Origin of the sequence: Neobacillus pocheonensis, assembly GCF_050477905.1 — a bacterium.
GTDB classification, from domain to species: Bacteria; Bacillota; Bacilli; order Bacillales; family Cytobacillaceae; genus Neobacillus; species Neobacillus pocheonensis_A.
Genome location: NZ_JBCNAD010000022.1, coordinates 1 through 20079 on the forward strand (window position 1 = coordinate 1; position 20079 = coordinate 20079).

21 protein-coding genes are annotated in these 20079 nt (G+C 39.7%); all 21 read right to left on the minus strand.

The annotated features are described in order from the left end of the window. Positions 1 to 255 precede the first annotated feature (255 nt). The 21 genes from lysS to ABES02_RS13035 all read right to left on the minus strand — a co-directional run bounded on the left by lysS (position 256) and on the right by ABES02_RS13035 (position 20069). Positions 256 to 1740, minus strand: a complete 1485-nt coding sequence (gene lysS / locus ABES02_RS12935) for a lysine--tRNA ligase (protein WP_430135217.1) — start codon at positions 1738 to 1740, stop codon at positions 256 to 258. 205 nt (positions 1741 to 1945) lie between these two features. Beyond that, positions 1946 to 2941, minus strand: coding sequence for a tRNA dihydrouridine synthase DusB (gene dusB, locus ABES02_RS12940; protein ID WP_430135220.1), 996 nt, complete (start codon positions 2939 to 2941; stop codon positions 1946 to 1948). Positions 2942 to 2952: 11 nt separating this feature from the next. Next, positions 2953 to 3159, minus strand: a complete 207-nt coding sequence (locus ABES02_RS12945) for a helix-turn-helix domain-containing protein (protein ID WP_430135223.1) — start codon at positions 3157 to 3159, stop codon at positions 2953 to 2955. Further along, positions 3111 to 3638 (minus strand): 2-amino-4-hydroxy-6-hydroxymethyldihydropteridine diphosphokinase, encoded by a 528-nt coding sequence (folK, locus tag ABES02_RS12950; RefSeq protein ID WP_430135225.1) that lies wholly within the window; start codon positions 3636 to 3638, stop codon positions 3111 to 3113. Before folK ends, ABES02_RS12945 begins: the two co-directional genes overlap by 49 nt. A gap of 2 nt (positions 3639 to 3640) precedes the next feature. After that, positions 3641 to 4000 carry a dihydroneopterin aldolase gene (folB, locus tag ABES02_RS12955; RefSeq protein WP_430135228.1) on the minus strand — a complete coding sequence of 120 codons (360 nt, stop codon included), beginning with the start codon at positions 3998 to 4000 and terminating at the stop codon, positions 3641 to 3643. Beyond that, complete coding sequence (gene folP, locus ABES02_RS12960; protein ID WP_430135231.1) at positions 3993 to 4838, minus strand: dihydropteroate synthase; 846 nt, start codon at positions 4836 to 4838, stop codon at positions 3993 to 3995. The genes folB and folP overlap by 8 nt, the downstream gene beginning before the upstream one ends. Positions 4839 to 4938: 100 nt before the next feature. Next, positions 4939 to 5868, minus strand: a complete 930-nt coding sequence (cysK, locus tag ABES02_RS12965) for a cysteine synthase A (protein WP_430135233.1) — start codon at positions 5866 to 5868, stop codon at positions 4939 to 4941. A gap of 257 nt (positions 5869 to 6125) precedes the next feature. Beyond that, positions 6126 to 7025, minus strand: coding sequence for a peptidyl-prolyl cis-trans isomerase (locus ABES02_RS12970; RefSeq protein ID WP_430135236.1), 900 nt, complete (start codon positions 7023 to 7025; stop codon positions 6126 to 6128). Positions 7026 to 7049: 24 nt separating this feature from the next. Further along, positions 7050 to 7928, minus strand: a complete 879-nt coding sequence (hslO, locus tag ABES02_RS12975) for an Hsp33 family molecular chaperone HslO (protein ID WP_430135238.1) — start codon at positions 7926 to 7928, stop codon at positions 7050 to 7052. 33 nt (positions 7929 to 7961) lie between these two features. Beyond that, positions 7962 to 8729 (minus strand): type III pantothenate kinase, encoded by a 768-nt coding sequence (locus ABES02_RS12980; RefSeq protein ID WP_430135240.1) that lies wholly within the window; start codon positions 8727 to 8729, stop codon positions 7962 to 7964. A 108-nt stretch (positions 8730 to 8837) separates the two neighbouring features. Beyond that, the gene (gene ftsH, locus ABES02_RS12985) at positions 8838 to 10796 is read right to left on the minus strand and encodes an ATP-dependent zinc metalloprotease FtsH (protein ID WP_430135243.1); all 1959 of its coding nucleotides are present in this window, start codon (positions 10794 to 10796) and stop codon (positions 8838 to 8840) included. Between the two features lie 121 nt (positions 10797 to 10917). Further along, complete coding sequence (gene hpt / locus ABES02_RS12990; RefSeq protein ID WP_430135339.1) at positions 10918 to 11463, minus strand: hypoxanthine phosphoribosyltransferase; 546 nt, start codon at positions 11461 to 11463, stop codon at positions 10918 to 10920. 25 nt (positions 11464 to 11488) lie between these two features. Then, a complete protein-coding gene (tilS, locus tag ABES02_RS12995; protein ID WP_430135246.1) occupies positions 11489 to 12874 on the minus strand; it encodes a tRNA lysidine(34) synthetase TilS in 1386 nt (461 codons plus the stop codon). A gap of 145 nt (positions 12875 to 13019) precedes the next feature. Next, positions 13020 to 14033: a serine/threonine protein kinase gene (locus tag ABES02_RS13000; RefSeq protein WP_430135342.1), complete on the minus strand. Its 1014-nt coding sequence runs from the start codon at positions 14031 to 14033 to the stop codon at positions 13020 to 13022. Beyond that, the gene (locus ABES02_RS13005) at positions 14002 to 14739 is read right to left on the minus strand and encodes a VWA domain-containing protein (RefSeq protein ID WP_430135248.1); all 738 of its coding nucleotides are present in this window, start codon (positions 14737 to 14739) and stop codon (positions 14002 to 14004) included. Before ABES02_RS13005 ends, ABES02_RS13000 begins: the two co-directional genes overlap by 32 nt. Before the next feature lie 93 nt (positions 14740 to 14832). Beyond that, a complete protein-coding gene (spoIIE, locus tag ABES02_RS13010) occupies positions 14833 to 17307 on the minus strand; it encodes a stage II sporulation protein E (RefSeq protein WP_430135251.1) in 2475 nt (824 codons plus the stop codon). 411 nt (positions 17308 to 17718) lie between these two features. Next, a complete protein-coding gene (locus ABES02_RS13015) occupies positions 17719 to 18159 on the minus strand; it encodes a S1 domain-containing RNA-binding protein (protein ID WP_223596365.1) in 441 nt (146 codons plus the stop codon). Between the two features lie 95 nt (positions 18160 to 18254). After that, positions 18255 to 18638 carry an FtsB family cell division protein gene (locus ABES02_RS13020; protein WP_430135252.1) on the minus strand — a complete coding sequence of 128 codons (384 nt, stop codon included), beginning with the start codon at positions 18636 to 18638 and terminating at the stop codon, positions 18255 to 18257. Positions 18639 to 18650: 12 nt separating this feature from the next. Further along, positions 18651 to 19292: a spore cortex biosynthesis protein YabQ gene (yabQ, locus tag ABES02_RS13025; protein WP_430135254.1), complete on the minus strand. Its 642-nt coding sequence runs from the start codon at positions 19290 to 19292 to the stop codon at positions 18651 to 18653. Next, positions 19289 to 19591, minus strand: a complete 303-nt coding sequence (gene yabP / locus ABES02_RS13030; protein ID WP_430135257.1) for a sporulation protein YabP — start codon at positions 19589 to 19591, stop codon at positions 19289 to 19291. The genes yabQ and yabP overlap by 4 nt, the downstream gene beginning before the upstream one ends. Positions 19592 to 19790: 199 nt before the next feature. Next, positions 19791 to 20069, minus strand: a complete 279-nt coding sequence (locus ABES02_RS13035; protein ID WP_430135259.1) for an RNA-binding S4 domain-containing protein — start codon at positions 20067 to 20069, stop codon at positions 19791 to 19793. Positions 20070 to 20079: the final 10 nt, after the last annotated feature.

A 20079-nucleotide genomic window follows, 5' to 3' on the forward strand; every position in this document is an offset into this window, starting at 1 on the left:
GTTTTCAAGGATCAATTTCTTTATCGCTCAAAAGCGACTTTCTTATCATACCAAGTCATCAACTGAAAGTCAACAACTTTTTGTTTTTCTTTTTTTAAAAGCTTGTTGTCTCGCAACAACGTTTATTAATATACCACCAATTATCATTCCATGCAATAGCTTTTATATGCTTTTTTAAGCTATATATTAAAATAAAAATATTCTAATTTCTCTCCACAAAAAAAGTACCGGATTAACCGGCACTTTTTTTAAGAACTAACGATGACGCATTAATGGGAATAATAGTACATCACGGATAGATGGTGAATTTGTTAATAGCATCACCAGACGGTCAATCCCGATTCCTAATCCGCCTGTTGGAGGCATACCATATTCTAACGCTTCAACGAAGTCCTCGTCCATCATATGGGCTTCATCATTACCTTGCTCACGTTCTTTCAGCTGGGCCTCAAAACGCTCTCTTTGATCAATTGGGTCGTTAAGCTCGGTAAAGGCATTTGCATGCTCACGAGCAACGATAAACAACTCAAAGCGATCAGTAAAGCGTGGGTCTTCGTCATTTTTCTTCGCGAGTGGTGAAATTTCCACTGGATGTCCGTAAATAAAGGTCGGCTGGATTAGCTTTTCCTCTACTTTTTGTTCAAAGAATTCATTAACAATATGACCGTAAAGCATGTTGTTGTTAATTTCTACTCCGTGCTCATTGGCAAGGGCGCGGGCTTCTTCAACACTCATTTCCTTCCAGAAATCTACTCCGGTATATTCTTTAATCGCGTCTACCATGTGGAGTCTCTTCCATTCTGGCTTAAGTTCTACCTCGTGCTCACCATATTGGATTGTTGTGGTTCCCACTACTTCTTGTGCAATATGAGCAATTAAATTTTCTGTCAGACTCATGATATCACGGTAGTCAGCATATGCCTCGTACAATTCAATCATCGTAAACTCTGGATTGTGACGAGTAGATACACCCTCATTTCTGAATACGCGGCCAATTTCATATACTTTTTCAAGACCCCCGACAATCAGGCGCTTTAAATGAAGTTCAATCGCAATCCGCATATATAATTGCATATCGAGTGCGTTATGATGTGTAATAAAAGGACGTGCAGACGCACCACCGGCAATCGAATGCATCATTGGTGTTTCCACTTCTAAATAACCTTGGTCATCTAAATAGCGGCGCATAGCGCGAATAATTTTACTGCGGGCAATAAAAGTTGCCTTGCTTTCCTGACTCATAATTAAATCTAAGTAACGCTGGCGATATCGCTGTTCTACATCCTTTAAACCGTGGAATTTATCCGGTAATGGACGAAGTGCTTTAGTTAGGAAAACAAATTCCTGAACTTTTACAGATAACTCGCCTACTTGTGTTTTAAAAAGAGTTCCAGTAACTCCAATGATATCTCCTAAATCAACCGAATTAAAGATTTCATACTGCTCTTCTCCGATTGCATCCTTCCGTACATATACTTGTAATTGCCCAGTTAAATCTTGAATATGGGCAAAACCAGCTTTTCCCTTACCGCGCTTTGTCATAATCCGTCCAGCTAGCGAAACAGAAACATTCTTAGCCTCTAACTCTTCTTTTTCTAACTCGCTGTATTGTTCAATTAATTCAAGCGTATTGTGGGAACGATCAAAACGTTTACCAAACGGGTCAAGACCATTTTCACGCATGCTATGCATTTTTTCCCGTCTAACCCTTAATTGGTCATTTAATTCTTCCTGACTCATGACTAATTCAACTCCATTACTTTCTTTTTTATGTAAAGCTTTAAGAATACTCGGCATTTTTTTTACATACTATATTATTTTACACAAACTTAAGACTTCAGACATTAAAAATGTTTTTAAAGAAATAAAAACTGCCAGATATATCACTGGCAGCTTGCATCCGTAAACAAAAGTATTATAGAAAATGAGAATTAGAAAGTCAAACTCAGCCAACAATCGCCTGGTCTTGTTCCTCAACCTCTTGAACTAAACCATTTAACAAGGTCACTAAATCAGAGCGGGTTTCGCACTCATTGATGGCGTTACGCACCCTCGCGTTTCCGCGCACACCTTTTAAATACCAGGCAGCGTGCTTTCGCATTTCACGAACCGCGATAAATTCACTTTTCAAGGCAATTAAGCGATCTAAATGAAGGATACACACATCGATTTTTTCACGTACTGATGGTTCATCCATTAATTTGCCGGTTTCTAGGTATTGCACCGTACGGTAAATCATCCAGGGATCTCCGAGTGCTGCACGTCCAATCATAACACCGTCAACACCGGTTTCATCCAGCATTCTTTTAGCATCTTGTGGTGTTTGTACATCTCCGTTTCCGATAATCGGAATATTTACAGACTGCTTCACTTCACGAATAATATCCCAATTGGCCTTCCCTTCATACATTTGTACACGGGTACGGCCATGTAGAGAAACAGCTTTTCCTCCAGCCTTTTCAACCATCTGTGCATTTTTAACGGCATAGATATGCTCTTCATCCCAACCCATGCGCATTTTCACAGTAACCGGCTTTTCAACAGCCTCAACAACCGCAGAAACCATTTCATAGATTTTATTTGGATCAAGCAGCCACTTCGCCCCGGCATCACATTTGGTAATCTTCGGAACAGGACAACCCATATTGATATCGATAATATCTGCATTCGTATTTTGATCAACGAACCTCGCTGCTTCGACAAGCGTTTCTTTCTCACCACCAAAGATTTGTAGGCTTAATGGTTTTTCTCGCTCATCAATATAAAGCATATTCATCGTTTTTTCATTTTTAAGGACGATCCCTTTATCACTGACCATTTCTGCACAAACTAAACCAGCACCGAACTCTTTTACTGTTAGACGAAATGCAGAGTTACAAACACCAGCCATAGGTGCTAAAACGACTTGATTCTTCATTTCAATATTGCCAATTTTTAACAAGAATCTGCCTCCTATTCTTTCGGCTTTAGATCATCTATAGTAATCTTTAAGGATTGAGCAATTCTCTCAAGTAAATCGCCTGCTGGCAGACGGTTTCCTCTTTCAATCTCTCCTAAAATGGATACTGATACACCTAACTGCCTTGAAAAGCTTTCCTGCGTGTAACCCTTTAGCTTTCGATAGGCTCGAATACGTCTTCCCCATTTTTCCGCTTCCATATTCTGACTCCTTCTTTATCTGGTAGTTCATTTAACCATGCTTCAAGAGGTTTATCTTTGAGAGGTAATCTACTTTCATGATTAATTTCTAAAAGTGGAATCATCACAAATGCCCGCTCATGCATCCTTGGGTGCGGAACAATCAGCTTCTCTGTTTCAATATTTTCTTGGTTGAAGATCAAAATGTCAAGGTCAATAGTTCTTGGTCCCCATTTAATCTCCCTTTTTCTCCCAAGTTCCAACTCCGTGTTTAAACATCTATCTAATAACTCATGCGCATCCAAATCAGTGGCAACCTCGATTACCATATTTAAAAATAAATCCTGGTCTTCATATCCAACAGGATCGGTTTCATAAATAGAGGAGTAATTTACCAACTTAATATCTGAATGACTTGTTAACTTTTTTATCGCGTACAGTATATTATCATAACGGTTTCCCATGTTAGAGCCAAGGGCAATAAATGCTGTATTTTCCACTTTTATCTTCTCCTTGTAATTTCTACAGCAACGGATTTGTAATGTCCAGGAATTGGCGGGTCAGGTTTTATCACTTTCACCGTGACCTCATCAATTAGCGTAAAGGCTGCTAGTATACTTCCGGCAATTTTTTCAGCAATCGCCTCTAATAATTTATATGGCTTTCCTTCGACAATTTCCTTAACCATCTTAAAAAGTTCACCATAATTAACGGAATATTGCAGTTCATCTGTTTCTCCTGCTCTTCTTACATCTAATGATACAGTTAAATCGATAATAAAACGCTGGCCAAGTCTGGTTTCTTCGGGGAAAACTCCATGATACCCATAAAACTCCATTTGGTTGACATAGATTTTATCCAATCGATTCACCCTTTCCCATCATTACATCCATCATTTTAGCCATGCGGCTCATTTCCTTCACATCGTGAATCCGAATGATATGGCAGCCCTTTTGAATGCCGTAGCAAATGGTTGCTCCCGTTCCCTCCATTCTTTGATCAACTGGTAGATTTAACGCTTGACCAATCATTGATTTTCTAGAAGTCCCTAAAAGAACAGGATAGCCTAGCATTACAAACTTTTCTAAATTCTGCATGGTTAGAATGTTTTCCTGATAGTCCCTTACAAAACCGATTCCCGGGTCGATAATAATTTTTTCATCCTTTACTCCGGCTTTTTTTACGATCGCGATACTTTCATAAAGGTCATTTAATACGTCCCTGATAAAAGAATGGTAGTCTCGATCATGGCGGTTATGCATTAATACAATGGGTACATCATATTTCGCTGCCACTCCGGCCATTTGGTCATCTGCTTTAGCTCCCCAAATATCGTTAATTATATGGGCCCCCGCTTCAATTGCCTGTCTTGCAACCTCTGCCTTATAGGTATCAATAGATATTGGGATTGAAACATTCTCGGAAATGGCCTTAATGATCGGGATTACCCGTTCCAGCTCTTCTTCAACTGAAACTGCCGCAAAACCAGGACGTGTCGATTCTCCGCCAATATCAATAATATCTGCACCGTTTGCGGCCATCTCCATAGCATGGTTTACCGCAAGTTCAACGTGATTAAATTTTCCGCCATCTGAAAAAGAATCAGGAGTAACATTTAATATTCCCATTACAAACGTTTTTTTCCTAAAGTCTAAGGTATATGGACCGCAATGAACGACTGGCTCTTGAGCTGAATTCATCCCTATTCCTCCTATAAAATACTTCTCTTATCATACATGAAATTTAAGTTGGTTTACAAAAAAAAGAAGCATCGGCCTTCACCGACGCCTCTTCCTATTTTTATTGTTCTTCGTATTGGTAAAGTGGTGTACTTAAATAACGTTCGCCGTTATCCGGAATAATCGCAAGTACTTTTTTACCTTTTCCTAATTTTTGTGCTACTTGGATAGCAGCAGCAATAGCAGCACCGGAAGAAATACCGCCTAAAATTCCTTCTTCTCTTGCCGCACGGCGTGAAGCTTCAAATGCTTCTTCCGTTGCAATTTGAATGACTTCATCATAAATTTCCGTATTTAAAGTTTCAGGTACAAAACCTGCACCAAGTCCTTGCAGCTTATGAGGACCTGGTTTTCCACCTGAAAGGACTGGAGAATCCTTTGGCTCAACCGCAATAATTTTTACATTAGGGAAGTTTTCGCGCAGCACACTACCTGCTCCAGAAATCGTTCCGCCAGTGCCAATTCCAGATACAAATGCATCTAATTGATCCATTTGTTCCACAATTTCTTTACCAGTTGTTCTTCTGTGCACTTCTGGGTTTGCTTGGTTTTTAAATTGCTGTGGCATGAAATAGCCATTTTCAGCAGCAAGTGCTTCTGCCCGTGCAATCGCACCTTTCATACCTTCTGGTCCTGGAGTTAAAACAAGCTCACCGCCATAAGCACGAAGTAGATTGCGTCTTTCTAAACTCATTGTTTCCGGCATAACAAAAATCGCTTTATATCCTTTTGCTGCTGCAATCATCGCAAGTCCGATTCCAGTATTTCCACTTGTCGGCTCAATAATGGTATCCACGCCTGGTTTAATTAACCCTTGTTCCTCAGCAGCTTCAATCATCGCTAAACCAATACGATCTTTTACACTGCTTCCTGGGTTAAAATATTCAAGCTTTAGATAAACCTCAGCGCTATTCTCTTCTACTAATCTGTTTAATTTAACAATTGGTGTTTGACCTACTAATTCTGCTACAGAATTTGCAACACGTACCATGATGGACACCCCTATTCCGAGTAATTTTATTGGATTTATATCATTAAATTTACCAGTTAGATAGTCCTATTGTCAATCGTTTTGTTTGTAGAATTTTGCGACAATTTTATAAAATAAGGCGGTGCGAGCAGAGCAAGATATTATCTAATCCAAAATGCAGAATAAATATTTTCACTTAAACTTGATAATCTGATTCATTTTTGCGGCGCTCCGCCCCTTTTCCACGCAAGGTAAAAACACAGAATATACTCTGTGTTTTAGTTTGTTTCTTTATCCTTACCATAGAACCAGTCCACTTTTGCATCATCCCAAAAGGTTGCCGCAGACGCTGGCTTCTTCATTTGGTCAAGGGCGATTTCTCGACGAATTTGGTCTTTCACCTCTGCAAACGAATAGGTTACCCCGCTTATTTTTCCATCTAACTTAATTAAGGCATAACCCTGTTCTACTTTGAGTGGTTTACTGTATTTTCCCTTTTTTAGCTTTTTAGCTGTCTGAAGGTAAATCACAGGGTTGCGTTCGTCCTCTTCACTGATATAACCAATATCTCCGCCTTCATTCGCTGAAAATTCATCGTTTGAACGCTCCATGGCTAACGCCGAAAAGCTTGAACCATGAGCTAATTCCTTTAAAGCCTTCGTTGCTTCCTTTTTTGTTTTTACAACGATGTGAGATATATGATAGGCAGCCGGTACATCGAAAAGATCTTTATTTTTTTCATAATAGCTATTCAACTCTTTTTTGGAGACCTCGACATCTTTTGTTAAAAGCTCTTCTAACAGAAGGTTGCTGCGAATTTGTTGCTTCCACTTTTTCTCATCTGCCTGTTTTTTAGAGCTAAACGAATTATAGGTGGTTTGCAGCATTCTGTATTCTCGGTCCACATCACGGTCAGATATTTTAATATCGTATTTTGCCGCCATTTCCTCAATGACTTTTTGATCAATCATTTCTTTTAAAACGTCTTTTCCATACCTAGCTTCTAACTCGTTCAGCCAATCTTGTCTGGAGATGGTATTTTTTCCGATCGTTGCTACCGCCTCATCATTCATTAATGCTCCACTTGTTTCGCTCACCTTCGTTAGAAAAAAGGCAACCGTTAGGCAATTAAGCATGATGAGGCCAGCAATAACCATCCAAAGCTGCTTCTTCCCCAACCTTTTTTCCCCCAATGGTTATCTTTATTTCGCCTCTTTTTCAAGCTCTTCTAACTCTTCTTTTGTGAAAAGATACTTTTCATTACAGAAATGGCAATGAGCCTCGGCCTGGCCATCCTCTTCAATCATATCCCTAATTTCCTTTGACCCTAAGCCAACAATCGCATCTGCAAATCGTTCCTTAGAGCACTGACATTGGAATCCGACTGGCATAGTTTCTAGCACCTTAACATTTTCATTGCCAAAAAGTTCATCCAATAGGTCCTCTGGGGTTAAGCCACGCTCAATTAATTTAGAAATGGGTTCAATTGTCTTTAACCGTTCTTCCATTTTTAAGATAATTTCTTCTTCAATCCCCGGCATTAATTGAAAAATAAAACCACCTGCCGCCAAAATCGAATCATCTGGATTTACTAAAACACCAACACCAACAGACGATGGAACCTGCTCTGAAGTGGCAAAATAGTAAGTAAAATCCTCACCTAATTCACCTGAAACGATCGGCACCTGCCCAGAAAAGAAATCACGCAGCCCGATATCCTTCACGATGGATAACAGACCATCTGTTCCGACCGCACGGCGGACGTCAAGCTTGCCATGTTCATTTGATTCAAAGTCAACCTCTGGGTTGCTCACATAGCCGCGGACTTCACCTTTGGCGTTACTATCGACTAAGATAGGCCCAAGTGGCCCACCGCCATCAATTTTGATCGTCAGCTTTTCGTCCCCTTTTAACATTGCCCCCATCATTACCCCTGCGGTTATCGTGCGGCCAAGTGCAGCAGATGCCGTTCTCCAGGTTTGATGACGGCGCTGGGCCTCACTCACTGTTTCAGTCGTCCTAACCGCATAAGCGCGAATATTTCCCTCATAAGCAAGCGCTTTAACTAGATAATCCTTCATTTTCAAACTCCTTTCGTTCTGTCCCTTCTTAGGTTATCCTATGTTGCGCTTATAGATAAGCTGCAAGCCTTTTAAAGTTAAAAATGGGTCAACTATATCAATTACTGTTGATTCTTGGGCAATTAGATTGGCAAGGCCTCCTGTCGCAATGACGGTTGGTTTTTTCTCACCCTGCTCCATCATCCGCCTTACGATGCCTTCGACTTGTCCAACATAACCATAAACAATTCCTGCCTGCATTGCTGCAACTGTGTTTTTCCCAATGACACCTTCAGGACGGGTAATTTCAATCCGTGGCAGTTTTGCCGCCCTAGAATATAATGCTTCTGTTGAAATTCCCACTCCAGGAGCAATTGCACCTCCCATGTATTGTCGCTCTTCGTTGATATAACAATAGGTAGTTGCGGTTCCAAAATCGACAATAATCAGCGGGCTTCCATATTCATGAATCGCGGCTACTGCATTGACAATTCGATCCGCCCCAACTTCCCTTGGATTTTCATATTTTATATTTAAGCCCGTTTTGATTCCAGGGCCTACAACAAGCGGCTTAATATGAAAATATTTTTGGCACATACGCTCAAGCGCAAACATGATTGGTGGAACAACAGAGGAGATAATGATGCCGTCAATATCTGAAAAAGATAGACCAGAGTGATCAAACAAGGCCTTTACATTCATTCCAAATTCATCTTCTGTACGGTTTCGATTTGTCTCAATCCGCCAATGATATTTCAGTTCATCCCCTTGATAAACACCTAGAACAATATTCGTATTTCCCACGTCAAAAACGAAGATCAAATCTATCACTCACTTTATCGGATTTTTCTTTTCTCATATCGCAAATATCATACCATAATTATTTGTATCAGGAAAAAAAAGAGTGCTTCATCGAAGCACTCTTTCATATTACTTATAATCAATTTCATCAGGCGGAGAATCTAAGAAGGACTTTTCATCCTTTTCGGGCTCATCCTTTTTGATATTGATATTGACCTTCACATCATCCACTTTTTTAGGTCCAACCGCAACTGATTCTAAGGTAAGTGAAGGATCAGGCATATGGCCATGGTCAACTAAATAGCGAATTTGTTCAGCATTAAGTGTTTCCACTTCAAGAAGTGTCTTAGCAATAAGATCAAGCTTATCTCGATTCTCTGTAAGAATTTTTCTAGCTCTTTCGTATTGCTCTTTAATGATGCGTTGAATTTCAAGATCAATTTCATAAGCAATCGCATCTGAATAATTCTGTTCATTATGAAGGTCACGGCCTAGGAAAACTTGACCACCTGAGGCTTGACCGAACTGCAATGGACCAAGCTTATCACTCATTCCAAATTCAGTTACCATCCGGCGGGCAATTCCAGTAGCACGTTGGAAGTCATTGTGCGCCCCTGTGCTCACTTCACCAAAGACAATTTCTTCTGCCACACGGCCGCCTAATAAACCAACAATTTTATCAAGCAATTCCGGCTTTGTCATAAAGTAACGGTCTTCTCTAGGAAGCATTACGGCATATCCACCAGCCTGACCACGCGGGACAATCGTTACTTTGTGGACCATATCTGCTTCATCAAGCACTAACCCAATAACGGTATGTCCGCCTTCATGGAAGGCAACAATCTTTCTTTCTTTTTCAGAAATGACACGAGTCTTTTTAGCTGGACCAGCTATAACACGGTCCGTCGCTTCATCAATGTCGGTCATTTCGATTTTCTTTTTATTCTGACGAGCTGCCACTAAAGCTGCTTCATTCAATAGGTTTTCTAAATCGGCACCTGAAAAACCAGGTGTACGCATCGCAATATTTTTTAGATTAACGGATTCATCTAAAGGCTTGTTGCGTGCATGTACTTTTAGGACTGCCTCACGTCCAATCACATCTGGACGGTCAACCGTAATTTGTCGGTCAAAACGGCCCGGACGCAATAACGCTGGGTCTAAAATATCCGGACGGTTTGTTGCAGCTACAATGATAATACCTTCATTGGCACCGAAGCCATCCATTTCAACGAGTAATTGGTTCAAGGTTTGTTCACGTTCGTCGTGACCGCCGCCTAGACCAGCACCACGCTGACGCCCAACGGCATCAATCTCATCAATAAAGATAATACATGGAGCATTCTTTTTCGCGTTTTCAAATAAGTCACGCACACGAGATGCACCGACCCCGACAAACATTTCAACGAAGTCAGAACCGCTGATGGAGAAGAACGGTACGCCTGCTTCACCAGCACACGCTCTTGCCAGTAATGTTTTACCTGTACCTGGAGGTCCTACTAAAAGGATCCCTTTTGGAATACGGGCACCAAGTTCAGCAAACTTGCGCGGATCTTTTAAGAATTCGACTACTTCAACTAACTCAGCTTTTTCTTCATCCGCTCCGGCTACATCTCTAAAGCGAACTTTTTTCTTATCATCGTTATACAGCTTTGCTTTTGATTTCCCAAAATTCATGACTCGGCTGCCGCCGCCTTGAGCTTGGTTTAATAAAAAGAAAAACAAAATAAAGATGATGACAAACGGAATAATGGAAGTAAAGAACGTAACCCAGCCGCTCGTTTCCTTCGCCGGCATTACATCTACTCTAGCTCCTGAATCCTCAATGCTTCCGACAATTTTTTCACTGTTTGGAATATAAGTAAGAAATTTTTCATTTTTTGCTTTTAGCTCGCCGCGAACTTCATACACACCTCGTTCAGGCTGCATGGAAAATGACTTTACTTCACCATTTTCTAATTGCGAAACGAACTTATCATACGTAATATGTTTGGTCGACTCGCTGCTTCCATTAAAAAAGCTTACAACCCCAATAATGACTAAAAATATCAATAAATAAAAGATGGTATTACGGAAAATCCGATTCATCTCTTACCTCCTCCCACGGGTAAAAACTATAATAAATAGTATCATAGAAATTCTTACTAATTCAAGGAATTGCCCTCTTTGTCAAGGCTTTATCCCCATAATTGTTCAAGAAAAATCCTTATTATTGATTATTGCTGTATACCTCAGGTTTTAGTACCCCAATATATGGAAGGTTCCGATATTTTTCAATGTAATCTAAACCATAGCCGACTACAAATTCATCAGGAACAATAAACCCTACATAATCTGCTTGTATTTTGCTCTTTCTTCCAGTTGGTTTATCCAGTAATGTAACAATCTTGATGGATTTCGCTTTCCGGTAACGGAATAAATCGACTAGATAACTAAGTGTCAGACCGCTGTCAATGATATCCTCGATAATTAAAATATCTCTTCCTTCAACAGATGTGTCTAAGTCCTTAAGAATTTTGACCTCTCCTGAAGAAACAAATCCAGTACCGTAGCTCGAAACATCCATGAAGTCCATTTCAAGATAGCAGTCCATTCGTTTTAATAAGTCAGCCATGAAAGGCATGGCGCCTTTGAGAACTCCAATCGCAAGTGGGAAGCGGTCTTGGTATTCTTCGGTTAATTGTGCTGCCAGTTCCTTAATTTTTTCTTGAATTTCCTCTTCTGATACTAATACTTTTTCAATATCCTGGTTCATCATAAATGTGCCCCCTAGAAGTTCATTACTTATTATATGTGAGTAGTATATATTGTCTTGCTGATGCATCTATGCCTTCTAAAGCTGATTTTTTTAAACCTGGCAACCAAATAATATTCCCATCATTGTCTGTAATAACCGGCCAACCATCCCGGTCCTGAACAGGAATTTTTTTATCAATAAAAATATCCTTTAACTTTTTTGTGCCCTGCATTCCTTTTAATGTCATTCGGTCACCATTATTACGGGTCCGAATGATAATGGGCCATTTCAATTTATCCTTATAAAAAAAGGCCATGTATGAATTTACAGCTGCAAATTCCCTGTCTAAATATTCTATCCTTATACTCCCGCCACTTGGCAGAAAGATCGTTCCTGGCTCATTCACTTCAATAAAATAGGGTTCAACCTGATCCGGTTGAAATTGGAATGATAATTGAAGGTAAGAGCGAATCACTTTTAAACCAAAAGGAAAATCAAATTTACCTGAAGGTCCATTATGATGAAGTAAGTGAAAGACTTGGTCGATATGTACGGCAGAAAGATCAGCAGGCCTTTCCGAGTAAAGATAGTTTAATATTAGTTGAATCCCTCTTCTTTGTAAAGGCAAAGGCATTTCTAGAAACTGGTTAATATCAATGGTTATTTTGCCCTTTTCCCTTATTTTCACTACTGTATTCATTTGCTTTTCCGTTAATTCCTGAAGATAGGCTTCATCAGACTTTAAATCTTCACTAAACCGTTGAAAGCTTTCATGAACATGAGGATTTTCTGTTTTTAAAAATGGCAGAACCTGTTTACGGAAACGATTCCTGCTATAGACACCTTTTTCATTACTCGGGTCTAGTCTCGGAGAAAGCTTATGCTTATCGCAATAGTTCCAGATTTCATCCTTTGACAAGCATAAGAACGGACGAAAAATGCTACCTTTGTAAAATGGGCGCGAGAAAGGAATTCCCGCTCTTGCCATGCCTGTACTTCCTCTGGTTACCCGCATCAGCATCGTCTCAATTTGGTCATCCCCATGATGACCAAGTGCTAAATAGGGATAATCATACTTTTCCATGATGTTTAAGTAAAATCCATACCTCGCTTCTCTTGCTGCAAGCTGCGAACTTTTCCCTGTTACCTCCATCATCTCTGGAACATTCATACGAATCATTTCAAAAGGAATCTTGTATTGTTCGCAAAAGCTTTTAACGAACATCGCATCCTCATAGGATTCTTGACCACGAAACATATGGTCAACATGTGCAGCCACAATGGAAAGGTTCCTTTTTTCTTTTTCCTTTAGCATATAGTGGAGCAGCGCTAAAGAATCCGGCCCGCCTGATACACCAACGACGATTTTTTTTTGGTTAAGCTTAAAAGACTGACGCTCAAGAAAGGCCGCAACTTTTGTTTCCAACATAGAAAAACTTCCTTATTAAAATTAGATGAGAATATCAATAGCATACCACTACAACTAAGGAACTATCAAAACATTGGCTTAAATAAAGCATATATAATTATTTCCTTCATTTTCATACGAATTAACTATAAAAAGGTTTCAAAATTCACAGCAGATTTAAAAAAATATATGAACCATATAAAACAGCTAAAACGGCAGCGATTACAAAAAATTCGACCCAGCCGCTCTTTTTCTTCTTTTTTCGGAATTGTTGCCTTGAAATGGCTGTACTTCCCTGAGATGGAGTTAATGGCGCTGTTTTTGGAGCAGAGTTCTGTGCCTTCGGCGGATTTTGCTTGGAATCTGACCTTGGTTTATCATTCAGTAAATCTAATAAATCTATTCTCATTTGCTTAGCCGTTGTATAATGCCCTTGTAGTGCTTTAAGGATTACTTTTTCAAATTGATTCAACTCTGGTTTTTGGCGAATCGCTTCTCTTAGCTGCGCAATTCCGCCTGTTGTTTTTGTAAACCTTTTTGGATAGGCAGTGTTAATCATAATCATCGCGACGGAAAACAAATCGTAGGATCGTTCCGCCTTTCTTCCGCCTAGCCCCCAATAGCCGCGGTCATAAAACTCTGTGAATTCTTTAATCGCTCTTCCTTGAATGGTCGTACCGCCCACATCAATACATCTAATTTTTGGAGGCGGTCCTGTAACAATAAGATTTTCTGGTTTTAAATCACCAAATACCCAGTTATTTTCATGGAGCTTATCTAAATCATTTAGAAGTTGCAAAAATAGAACGGTCGTCCATGATTTCCCCTTTTGTTTTAAAAAAGAAAGGAAGTCGGGGCCTTGAATATATTCCATCACATAAAAGGAAATCCGACCTTGGTTTTTTTGCCAATCATCAACATCAAGCAAAGAAGGCCCGAGGGATGATGAACCCTGGACCTTAGCAAAGGATTTTAAAACATTTACCTCAGAGGTAATCGACATACCATTATCACTCATTTTCAACGCTACTTGAGTGTTATTGTATTTTGCAAGATAGACAACCCCATTTGCTCCAAATCCTAGTTCCTTTATAATCGTATATTTATTTCCATGCCATTTCCCTGTAATAACTGTTCCCGGACTTACTTTACATTGACTCTTCAAAGAATGATTCATCATCACGTTCAAGCAGACTCCTTAATGATCGTTTTTGATTGAAGGCTGAAAGTGCAGTCCGTAATGCCGGGCCAGTAGGCGTAATCCCTCCGGTTGACAGCTTTGAAAAAATACTTGTCAAAGATTGTAGATTCGGCGTCCAGTCCAGCAATTTTTCGACATCATTCTTTTTCCCGGGAAATACATAAATAGAGAATTGATTATCTCCTGTTCGAGCATTTAGGCTGAGAGAAAGGTCTAACAGCGCTTCCTTAACCGTTTCCAGCTTATGCTTCATACTCGCACTGGTGTCGACAAGAATCAACACTTCTAATTCGACAGTTTCCCCTAATTCATCGACAACTTCCATAACCTCACCGCGTTTTTCAGGAGGCAGGTCTTCCATTGTTTGTGAACGTCCTAATATCTGTTGGAGCTCGCGGTTGACCACACCTTGAATTGTTTGATTCATCGCTTTTCGGGTGACCATTTGTACGGTTTGTGAAAGCTGCTGTGCATATACAATTTGGCTGACACCGCCGCCTGACATCGCGATCCCGTCTATTTCAGACATTCCTTTTTCATCGATGACATCATGATCCATCACACCAATGACATTTACTGTAATTCCTTGTTCTTTGGCGAGTGCAGACATCGCAATTGGATCGTCTCCTTGATTGGAGCATCCATCTGTGATCAACAAAATTTGCCGTATTTTTCCTGTATACATAACCTTCTCCCTCCACTACATAATTGGTATCATTTTCGACCGTGTGGAGGTGATTTATACATAATTTCAGAAAGAGCTGGTTAAAATAAGCATTTATGCATGCTTTCTTTTATGATAAACTGGAATACTTGCCCATTTTGGGGTATTATGTTTAATTTTGGCAACCGTTACGGTCATATCATCAGCGATGACGCCAGATCTGGACCGAATCACTTCCTCCATAATTAAATCAGCAATCTCTTGTGGATCTTCTGTTTCCAATTCATGTAATTTTCGTTTCATCCATAAATCATAATTTTCCACATGTTTGGGCCCTTCGAACACCCCATCGCTCATCATAATTAATAAATCTCCTGCTTTTAATTGTTCGCTGACGACATCAACTTCAAATTCCTGAAGAATTCCAATCGGCAAATTGCTCGCCTGAATCTTAATGATTTTGTTGCCCCTTTTAATAAAACTTGGTGTCGATCCAATTTTCAGGAATTTGGCGGCTGCATTTTTCAAATCAATCATCGCCAAATCTAATGTAGAAAAAATTTCATCTGTTGTTCTTAGCGAAAGGATTGAATTAATAGATTTTATCGCAACCTTTTCATCGATACCTGATTGGAGAATTTTTTGCAATAGTTGCAGGGTCTCTTTACTTTCATAGTGAGCTCTCTCGCCATTTCCCATGCCGTCACTAATCGCAATCGCATACTTACCAAAGCCGAGTTCAATAGTCGAGTAACTATCACCTGAAATTAAACCGCCATCCTTAGCAGCATGGGCCACCCCCGTTTCGACAGTGTAAGCCTTTGACGACCTAAAGGTGACATAACAGAATTCATTTGGATATGTTGCACATTCCTCTTTATTGACGATAATCGTTTCTGCCAAAATATCAGAAAGCATCGGAGCAATGAGTTTTTCACATTCACCATGACCGTTGCAAAATGGCACACTCATTTCAATATCAACATTTCCCGGCTCAAGGCTATAAATCTCGACTTGTTCAATATGAATTCCGAACCCTTGAAGCGCCTCCATAATTTGTTCTTCCTGCTTATAATGATTTTCCCTTTCGCGCTGAATTTCCTTCGCAAAATTATCCATCACCTCAGAGACACCAAGCAATTGGTCCGCCACAAGCTTTCTGGATTCATGCACCTGCTTTTTTAATTTTTGATTGGCTTGGAAAAATGTTAATTCTTGTCCAATCGTTTCATAAACTTTTTTCGGGCGAGAACATAATTTTTCCCATTCCTTGTTAAGTTTTAAAGAAACATTTCCCTCATTTTGGTCCATTTCATGAATGATTTCTTCCATATAGGAATATGTTGTTGCAAAATTCTTTGCCCAGCATTGATCCTTTTTAAAACAGGTTTGGCACGTTTTTTCCGTTACATTACTCATAAAGTAATCCATTTCCCGCTGATCATATTCTTCAGTCGGTAAAACTTCTGTTTGCGAAAAACTTTTTGACAGCGTATGAAATAGACTCGAAAACTGCGAGACCCGCTGTGCGGTGACATCCCGCATTTTACGCATATATTTTTGCTGCTCAGCCGTGTATTCTGGTGTTCCTGGAATATATTTTGCGAGTCGTGATGTCAGGCTTTGCGGTGTTAAGAGAAATAAAAACACTGCTGCTGATGTCTCTAGCACAGAAAGCAGAATCGAACCGCCGCCTTCCCCGTACATACCGATTAATAGTGTCGAAATAAATAAACCAACCGATACACCTATTTTTTTCCCTTCCTTCAATAAGCCGCCTAATACACCGGAGAAGGCTAGTAAACTCATATGATAGAAGCTCGATACACTTGCTAGACTAAAAATTAATCCCGTCACTACACCTACTGTTGAGCCGACGGTTGCTCCAGCAATAAAGGAAAATACTAATACTAAATATCGAGACATTATATGTTCGACCGATAAATCATAGATTTTCCAGCCAATCGTACCTGTCATAATAGAAGCGAGCATGATAATTAAGCAGACGATTTCCTCCGTTTTTAATAATTGCCTGCGTTTATTCAAGGTCAATAAAGGAATGCTTTGTAAGAAGATAAGCGTTAAGATAAAGGCTAGACTTGCCTGTACACCGACCATCATAGCATCATAAAGCGTCAACTGCCTGGAGAGGATAAAGCTTTCTGCTAATTTTCCAATCCCTAAGATAATACCGACAAAAAGCGGCATGGCTCGCATTTCATTTGTCAGCCATTTCTTACTGATTCGAAATATGACTAGAAAGAAGATGGAAATGATAAAGGTGGAAGCTGCATTAGATAAAGATAGAGTGGCTGCTCCTGCTACCAATCCGATTAAGGCAAGCGGTGCCCGATCTCTTCTAATTAAATAAACAGAGGCAAAAAACGGCAGACAAAATGGAGTTAGTTTCGCTAGAATCAATGCCCTGCCAAGCAAAAAACCTACAAATAAAAGTAGATAACCTTTCTTTATAAAAAAGGACTCAAGCAGTAATTGGACTTTTTTTACTCCGACCATAGGGTCCCACTTTGATGAATGAAGGTTAACTTCACCGATTGGTTCTATTAAACTCCGCTCCAGCTTTTCCATAAATCACACTCCCTACTAATTCATCGTTGGAGTCTATTATAAATTTGCTAGATTTAAAAGTTTGTCAAATTAGTGAACGGGATTCCAAAAATCGTTCGACGGTTTTCACTATATTCATTCAAATAATGGTAAACATGTCGTAAAAGGAAGTATTATTACTTGGCTGTTGATTTCCGTTCCAGGCGCTCGCTTTCCGCGGGCGGTTCGGGAGCCTCCTCGGTGCTGACGCACCTGCGGGGTCTCCCTTGACCCATTCTTCCCGCAGGAGTCGAGCGCCTTCCACTCCAATCAACAAATTGAAGTATTTAAACAAACCTATAAAAAAACAAAAAAGACAAGTCATTTGTGACCTGTCTTAATCTATTAGATATTCAGTGGAACCTGCTTTATCCGATAAAAGCGAGCAGCAAGTTAACCCCGTCTAGCTCCTCTTCCTCCACGCTTGGATTCCGTGTGGCGCTTTAAGGAAGATAAACGATCTTCACTATCCTTTAGGAATTTTGCCATTTTTGTTTCAAAATTTTCTGGTCTAGCATTATTACGATCGTTTGACCTACCTTGACGAGGGCGTTGCGAGTGTGAATGCTGTCTTCTCTCTCTTTCCGGCTGTTCTGGTCTATCCTTTGCCTTTTTAATGGATAGGCCAATCTTTCCATCTTTCTCAACATTGATGACTTTTACTTCAACTTGGTCGCCAACTTTAAGATGATCGTTGATATCTTTGACATAGTTGTCTGCAACCTCGCTAATGTGAACGAGTCCTGTTGAGCCGTCCGGCAGCTCCACAAACGCTCCGAAATTTGTAATCCCTGTTACCTTTCCCTGTAACTTGCTGCCTACTTCAATTGACATAAAAAGAATGTTCCTCCTTAATAATTTAAAAAATCAATCTTACTCTATATTATACAGAAAGAAAAAATTGAGTGTCAATAAGACTATACATTGGTTCATTTTTCCTTCTTTTCGTCCGGGATATTAAATATGATTTCATTTTTCTCGGAGAAGAAGTATTCTTTCCTGGCAAGTTTGGCAATGTAGTCATCATCGTTTAATTTGATAATATTCTCTTTTAGAATATCCCGCTCTTTTTTTAGGTCTGCAAGCTGCCTGTCCACCTGCTTTTTTTGTGCAATTTTAGCCTCGAGCTTAGTGGATTGGGAAAGAAAACTGGAAATCATCAGGTACGAAAGTACGCTAGCAAAAACAAGAAACATTGACAGACGTCTAATGACCAGCCTCCTTTTTCGAGCTGAGGCAATTTCCGCGTATTCCTGCTGAGCAACATAGGTTGTCTGAATCTTGGATACATTTTTTTGGGCCGGCGTTCCCATTTCTTCCCCTCCTTACTCTTTTTTCTTTTTCCATTTATTCAACTTATCTATCCACTTTACAATATAATTCCCGATTTTCTTTATTTTTCCTGCCGTTCTATTATATAACTTCTCGACTGATTTTTTAAGACTTTTCGGCAAAAGTTTCCAAAAAATTATTAATATTTTTTGCACGATTGTTAGGATCAATTTCACAATCCATAACAAAACCTTAAAAATAAATTTGACAAGGGTTAAAAGCCCCCTGCCAATTGTAAGAAGTATGATAATCACTAGTTGGATCAAACCGACGATTGGTTTATAAACAAGGAGTTGGAAGGTTTTTTTAATAAATTGGGCAATGGCAATGACCGTTTTTATTAAAAACTCGAGTATGCGGAGATAGGTCCCTTTTAATAAGCTTTGATAAGCAGCGAAGCCGCAAACCAGGGCAATAAAGATATAAAATCTTAACTCTCCATTATTCACTAGAAATAATGTGTAAAAAATGACTAAAGCTTGAATCATCCAAAATAATAAATCGTTAATAAAGACAATCCATTGCTTCCTTTTTGGTCGGTTTAAAAAGCGTTGATACGTGTCAAACATGGCGCCAAATAACGACCCCATTCCAATCATCGAAAGCATCGTTAAAAATTGCGTCGAAAGGGTCATCGGAATAACTTGCTAAAGAAGCCTTTAGCTTTCTCCCCGTGCTGCTCGTCTAAGTACACTAAATCAAAAATCTTCCCTTTAATCGAAACAATGCCCTTTTCGACATCTAGATTTTTCATTTGCAGGTTTTGTCCTTTAATAGCTAAAAACCCCATCGATGTTTCCAATAAGAATTCTTCATTATCAAAGCTCTCCACTTGTTTCACACCGGTAATATCAAGCAACTTTCTTCCTCTCATAATCACATCATGATCAGGAGTACTGCTCTTTGTTGGATTGGTATCATAATATTGACTCATCCTTCATCCCTCACAATCATTTGTACAACCTCATTGATACATATTTATGTGAGGGATAATAGAATTAGAACATAGAAAGGCGGAAGCGCCTTGTCCAGGGGCACAAGCATAAGGCGCGCCGACGGGAAGGTTGCTTTTTTAACCTTCTCGACGGATCGACTTAGACCAAAGAGCCCCTAGGCGCTGCAGCCAGACATTACTAGGTCAGTTGGTTTTCTGACCCGCCGACTCTTTCTTCATTTATAATTGTGTACATCTCGGCAGCTTCTTCCTTGCGGGTTGTTTCTTGAATCCGGTCAATTCGGGCAGTCACCTTTCTTTGCCCGAGTCGAATCGTCAGTTCATCGCCAACCTTAACCGTTGTGCTCGCTTTTGCTTCCTTCCCGTTAACTTCAATTCTGCCTTGATCAGAAACCTCTTTTGCTAATGTTCTTCTTTTTATTAATCTTGAAACTTTTAAAAATTTATCTAGACGCATCTTTATGGCT